Annotated in this window: 5 protein-coding genes; all 5 read right to left on the bottom strand. The window is 68.2% G+C overall.

Annotation, left to right across the window (positions count from 1 at the left end):
• On the bottom strand, nucleotides 1-863 hold an 863-nt coding region (locus tag P409_RS24195; protein WP_034844664.1), incomplete at its 3' end, for a 3-deoxy-D-manno-octulosonic acid transferase.
• Between the two features lie 13 nt (nucleotides 864-876).
• The gene (locus P409_RS24190; RefSeq protein ID WP_034844662.1) at nucleotides 877-1881 is read right to left on the bottom strand and encodes a glycosyltransferase family 4 protein; all 1005 of its coding nucleotides are present in this window, start codon (nucleotides 1879-1881) and stop codon (nucleotides 877-879) included.
• A 57-nt stretch (nucleotides 1882-1938) separates the two neighbouring features.
• Complete coding sequence (locus P409_RS24185; protein ID WP_161790460.1) at nucleotides 1939-2742, bottom strand: UDP-2,3-diacylglucosamine diphosphatase; 804 nt, start codon at nucleotides 2740-2742, stop codon at nucleotides 1939-1941.
• Nucleotides 2743-3385: 643 nt separating this feature from the next.
• Nucleotides 3386-4912 (bottom strand): calcium-binding protein, encoded by a 1527-nt coding sequence (locus tag P409_RS41285; RefSeq protein ID WP_052121325.1) that lies wholly within the window; start codon nucleotides 4910-4912, stop codon nucleotides 3386-3388.
• Between the two features lie 272 nt (nucleotides 4913-5184).
• The coding region (locus tag P409_RS24175; RefSeq protein ID WP_034844661.1) for a metallopeptidase TldD-related protein at nucleotides 5185-5877 on the bottom strand (693 nt) is incomplete at its 5' end.

The following is a 5877-nucleotide window of genomic DNA, read 5'->3' as shown; positions in this document are numbered from 1 at the left end:
CGCAGGGCGCGCAGCCCCGCCGCCCTGGTCAGGGCGGCGATCTCCTCGCCGCGGTCCGGGTGGCGCGGCGCCAGCACGGTCAGCAGGCCGGGCCGCTTCGCCGCCAGAGCCTTGTGCGCCTGGATGATCTGCTCCTCCTCGCCGGCATGGGTGCTGGCGGCCAGCCAGACCGGCCGGCGGCCGATCGCGGCGCGCATCGCCGCCAGCTCCTCCAGCTCGGCATCCGGCGGGTCGGAGGAGAATTTCAGGTTGCCGACCTGCCCGACGCCGCGTGCGCCGAGGGCGCGGAAGTTGCGGGCCGACCGCTCGTCCCAGGGCAGGATCACCCGGAAGATGCCGAGCAGCTTGCGGATCAGCCGGGGCAGCCGGCGCCAGCGGCGGAACGACCGCTCCGACATCCGGGCGTTGACCAGGGCGATCGGCAGGCCGCGCTTCTCGGTCTCGGTCAGCATGTTCGGCCAGATCTCGGATTCGACCCAGATCGCCAAGTTCGGCTTCCAATGGTCGAGGAAGCGGCGGACGAAGGCCATGCGGTCGAGCGGCGCGAACTGGTGCATCGCCCGGTCCGGCAGCCGCTCGGCGATCAGCCGGGCCGAGGTGACGGTGCCGGTGGTGACCAGGATGGTCAGGCGCGGGTCGCGCTCTAGCAGGCGGCGCACCAGCACCTGCACCGACAGCACCTCGCCGACGCTGGCGGCATGGACCCAGATCAGCGGCCCCGCCGGGCGCGGGATGCTGGCATGGCCCAGCCGTTCGCCGCGGCGGGCGGGATCCTCGCGGCCCGCGGCGGTGCGGCGGGCCAGCAGCAGGGGCACGAAGGGGCCGGCGGCGTCGGTCAGCCCTCGATACAGCGCATAGATCATCCGGTCGGAAGCGTCATCGGAAGGGATGCAGATGAGTCAGAAACTGATCTGTACATGCCTCCCAGGAATAGCGCAGCGCAAAACTGCGGCAATCCTCCGATGGAACCTTCAGCGCCTCGCGGATGGCCAGGCCCAGATCCTCGTCCAGCCGGCCCACCGGCGCGTCGCCGATGACGTCGGCCGGCCCCTGCACCGGATAGGCCGCGACCGGCACGCCGCAGGCCAGCGCCTCCAGCATCACCAGGCCGAAGGTGTCGGTTCGCGACGGGAAGACGAAGACGTCGGCATCGGCGTAGGCGTCGACCAGCGCCTGCCCCTGCTTGGCGCCGGTGAAGGTGACGTCCGGGTACTTCGCCTGGAAGGCGGGCAGGGACGGGCCGCCGCCGACCACCACCTTCTCGCCGTCCAGCTTCAGCGACAGGAAGGCGTCGAGGTTCTTCTCCACCGCCACCCGGCCGACATAGAGATGCCGGGGCCGCTCGCGCTGGAATCCAGGGCCGGGGCGCGCCGCCGGGCGGAAGCGCTCGGTGTCGACGCCGCGGCTCCAGCGCGCCAGGCGGCGGAAACCCCGGCTGTTCAGGTTCCGCTCCAGCGTGTCGGTCGCCACCATCACGGCGCTGGCGGCGCGGTGGAAATGCCGCAGCAGGGCATAGGTCGAGGCCAGCGGCATGCCGGTGCGCAGCTGGACATATTCCGGGAACTGGGTGTGGAAGGAGGTGGTGAAGGACAGCCGTCGGCGGATGCAATAGCGCCGTGCCGCCCAGCCCAGCGGGCCCTCGGTCGAGATGTGGATGGCGTCGGGGTCGAACTCGTCGATCAGCCGGGCCATGCGCCGGCTCTGGCCGATCGCCAGGCGGATCTCGGGATAGGTCGGGCAGGGGATGGAGGCGAAGCGGTCGGGGCCGATGACGTCGACCGTGTGGCCGCGGCGGCGCAGCTCGTCACGGGTCGATTCGATGGTGCGCACCACCCCGTTGACCTGGGGCAGCCAGGCGTCGCTCACGATCAGGATGCGCATCAGCCGGAAATCGACCCCGTCGCTGCCATGTCCACGGAGACTATAGCCGATGTCGGATCAAGCGGCGCGCTGCGGCTTCAGCGCGGGCTCCGGCGTCGCCATTGCGTCGCGGGCCGCCACGATGTCCGCCCAGTGCAGGATCTCCAGGCGGCCGTCGTCATGCTCCACCAGCGCGGTGCAGCTCTCCACCCAGTCGCCGTCGTTCACATAGGTCATGCCCTGCATGTCCTTCAGCTCGGCGGTGTGGATGTGGCCGCAGATCACCCCGTCCACGCCGCGCCGCCTGGCCTCCTCGACCAGCGCGAGCTCGAACCGGCCGACGAATTCGACCGCCCGCTTGGCCCGCTGCTTCATATACGCCGAGAGTGACCAGTAGGAGAAGCCGAGACGGCGGCGGACGATGTTGAGCGCTGTGTTGGTGTGCAGCAGCAGCTCATAGGCCTTGTCGCCGATATGGGCCAGCCACTTGGCGTAGCGCACCACCACGTCGAACTGGTCGCCATGGATGACCAGGAAGCGGCGGCCATCCGCGGTCTCGTGGATGCAGTCGTCGGCGACGTCGACATCGCCGAAGTTCTGGCCCACGAACTGCCGGGCGGCCTCGTCGTGATTGCCGGGGATGTAGAGCACGCGGGTGCCCTTGCGGGCCTTGCGCAGCAGCTTCTGGATGACGTCGTTGTGCTGCTGCGGCCAGTACCAGCTCTTCTTCAGCCGCCAGCCGTCGACGATGTCGCCGACCAGGTACAGCGCGTCGGAATCGGTGTGCTTCAGGAAGTCGAGAAGAAGATTGGCGTTGCAGGCCCGAGTGCCGAGATGGACGTCCGAGATCCAGATGGTGCGATAGCGCGTCACCTGATCCATGGGCATCGGTCCTTCGGCGGTCATATACCGTCCGTATAACCGAGACGCCTTCGGCAAACAACATGTTGATGTCGTCTACGATCTCGCAGATGCAAAAATTAATAAAACGGTCACGAGTGCTTCCGGCCGTCCGATCTGTCGCGATCTGTTCGTCGGCTGTTGCAGGGCTTTGTGAATCTTTTCTGAAGCGGGCGGATTGGGTTCGAAAGACGAAGAGCCCGCCCTCCCCTGGTTGCGGACAGGGGAGGGCGGGCAGCCGCGGGCGCGCTAAAGCGCGAAATCCGCCGCGGCCATCGGGTGATCGGAACAGGCGGGGACGATCGCATCCGGCTGCCTGTCGCCGGCGCCGCCGAGCAGGGAGGGTATGGCCATGGCACGACTTCCCCTGAGCGCCGCCGCCCCGACCATCTGACATCGCGGCCTTTGCGGCCGTCTCGGATCGAAGGCGGCTCAAGATCGGGCAAAATCCGCGGCAATTCGAGAGCCTTCCAGCACCGCCGGAAAGAACGCAACGAAGCAATTGGCGCATAGGAACAAAATTTCCGTCGGACGGCCGCGCCGGCGAGATGCCGTGGGATGGTTTGCCATGCTGCGGATCCCGCCCCTCTGATTGCGGACAGGAAAGGGCGGGGGCGCGGCCGTGCTACAGCACGAAATCCACCGCCGTCAGCGCGTGGTCGGAATAGACGGTGATCAGAGCGTCCTCGACATTGTTGCCGGTGGTCTCGAGATAGACGCCGTAGCGGCCGCCGCCGAAGTCCAGCACCCGGACCTGTCCGGCGGCGGTGAAGGCGCCGGTGCCGAAGGTGAAAGCGGCATCGCCGGGGCCGGCGCCGTTGGCGTCGATGGCCGACAGGTCGATCTTGTCGCCGGTGGTGAAGTCGGTGATCGTGTCCCGGCCCGAGGCTGCAAGGGTGCTGTCGCCGATCGCGACATAGCGGAAGGTGTCGTTGCCCGCGCCGCCCTTCAGCACATCGGCCCCGCTGCCCCCGGTCAGCACATCGTCCCCCGCGAGACCCCAGAGGGTATTGCCGTTGGCGTCGCCGGTGATGGTGTCGTCGAAGCCCGAGCCCATCACCTGCTCGATCCCGGTCAGCGTGTCGCCCTGGGCATCGCCGCCGGTGCCGGCGCCGCCGCCGATCACCACGGTCACGCCGGCCGCCGAGCTGGCATAGAGGGCCGTGTCGATGCCGGCGCCGCCGGTCAGCTGGTCGGCCCCGGCACCGCCTTCGAGGATGTCGTTACCGTCGCCACCATCGATCATGTCGTCACCGGCGCCGCCCCTGAGGCTGTCATTGCCACCATTGGCGAAGATCTGGTCATTCCCGGTACCGCCATCGATCGAATCATTGCCATCACCCGCCGGATCGATGCCGTCATCGCCGGTCAGGGTGTCGGCCCCGTCGCCGCCGACAATGCGGTCGGCGCCGTTGCCGCCTTCCACGTCGTCGTCGCCGGCCTCGCCGGAGAGCGAATCGTCGCCGTCCCGGCCGTCGATGTTGTCGGCGCCGTTCTCGCCGCCGATGATGTTGCGATTGGCATTGCCGGAAAGGAAGTCGTTGCCGCTGGAGCCGTATAGGTTCTCGATGTTGGTCAGCGTATCGCCGGTGGCGTCGCCGCCGAAGATCAGGTTCGACTGCAGGTCGACGAAGACATCGGTCGACCCCTGGTAGTTGGCGAAATCCGATCCCGCGCCGCCGTCGAGATGGTCGGCCCCGGCCCCGCCGCGCAGCGTGTCATTGCCGTCGCCGCCGTTGATGGTGTCGGCGCCGTCGAAGCCCATCAGCACATCGGCCTGGGACGATCCGGTGATGGTATCGTCGCCGGAGAAGATGGTGGCGAGCATCGCCATCTCGCCCCCGGGGCTGAGCAGGCCGGCGGCGATGTCCGCCAGGGCCGTGTTCATGCCGGTGATCGAGAAGATCGGGGTGACCGCCGGCTTGCTGTAGGTCAGGCTGGTGACCGTGCCGGCGAAGGTGCTCGGGAAGGTGAACGACATCCCGGTGCCGGTGAGCGACAGCAGCCCGGTGTCGTTGAAGAAGACGCTGCCGGTGGTCGGCGTGATGATCGGAAAGCCGGCGACGCCTGACGTCGCGACCTGCGACAGCGTGCCGAACTGAATGCCGGCGCCGTTGAGGCCGGTGCCGTTGAGAACACTGAAAACCGCCATGAAAATGCCTCCCCCTGAATATGGAACCGATCCCTTTGATCTTTCGGCCCTTTAGGGCATTGGAATCGGAACTGATTCAAGATTGAGCAAAATTCGACGCGGTTCGAGAGCGTTCCTGGGCCGGATCAAAGAACGCAAGGAATCGGTCGGGCTGGTGGAACGACGTTTCCGTCAGCCTGACCGATCATGTTGATTCCGGATGGGCGGTCTGAGCGGTCGGTCCGGTTCCGGCGAAAAGATCCCGCTTCCCGGATGATGGTCTTCGGGCGGCCCTACCGCCCGGCCACCGTCATGCCGTCGATCCGAACCGTCGGCGCGTCCATGCCGTAGCGCAGCACCAGGTCGTCGGCCGGCACCAGCGCCCGGTACATCTCCTTCAGATTGCCGGCGATGGTGACCTCGTTGACCGGATAGGCCAACTGCCCGCGCTCGATCCAGAAGCCGTGGGCACCGCGGCTGTAGTCGCCGGTGACGCCGTTGACCGACGATCCCATCAGCCCGGTGACGTAGAAGCCGTCCTGGATGTCGGCCAGCAGCTCCTGCGGCGACGCGCTGCCGGGCGCCAGGTACAGGTTGGCGGGGGAGGCGCCGGGCGGGCCGCTGGTGCCGCGCACGGCATGGCCGGTCGGCGCCAGTGCCAATTGCCGGGCCGAGCGCAGGTCGAGCAGCCATGTGGTCAGGCGGCCATCCTCGATCAGGGCACGGCGCCGGCTGGCCACGCCCTCGCTGTCGCAGGGCCGGGACCGCAGGCCACGGCGGATATGCGGGTCGTCGATCACCTCGATGCCCGGGGCGAACACCGCCTCGCCCATCTTCTCCTTCAGGAAGCTGGTGCCGCGGGCGATGGCGGCGCCGTTGATGGCGCCGACCAGATGGCCCAGCAGGCTGCGCGAGACGCGTGGATCGAACACCACCGGCACCCGCGCGGTCGCCGCCTTGCGGGCGCCCAGCCGGGCCACGGCGCG

It is taken from the genome of Inquilinus limosus MP06 (assembly GCF_000767795.1).
Classification (GTDB): domain Bacteria; phylum Pseudomonadota; class Alphaproteobacteria; order DSM-16000; family Inquilinaceae; genus Inquilinus; species Inquilinus limosus_E.
This window is presented reverse-complemented; position numbering and strand designations above follow the sequence as displayed.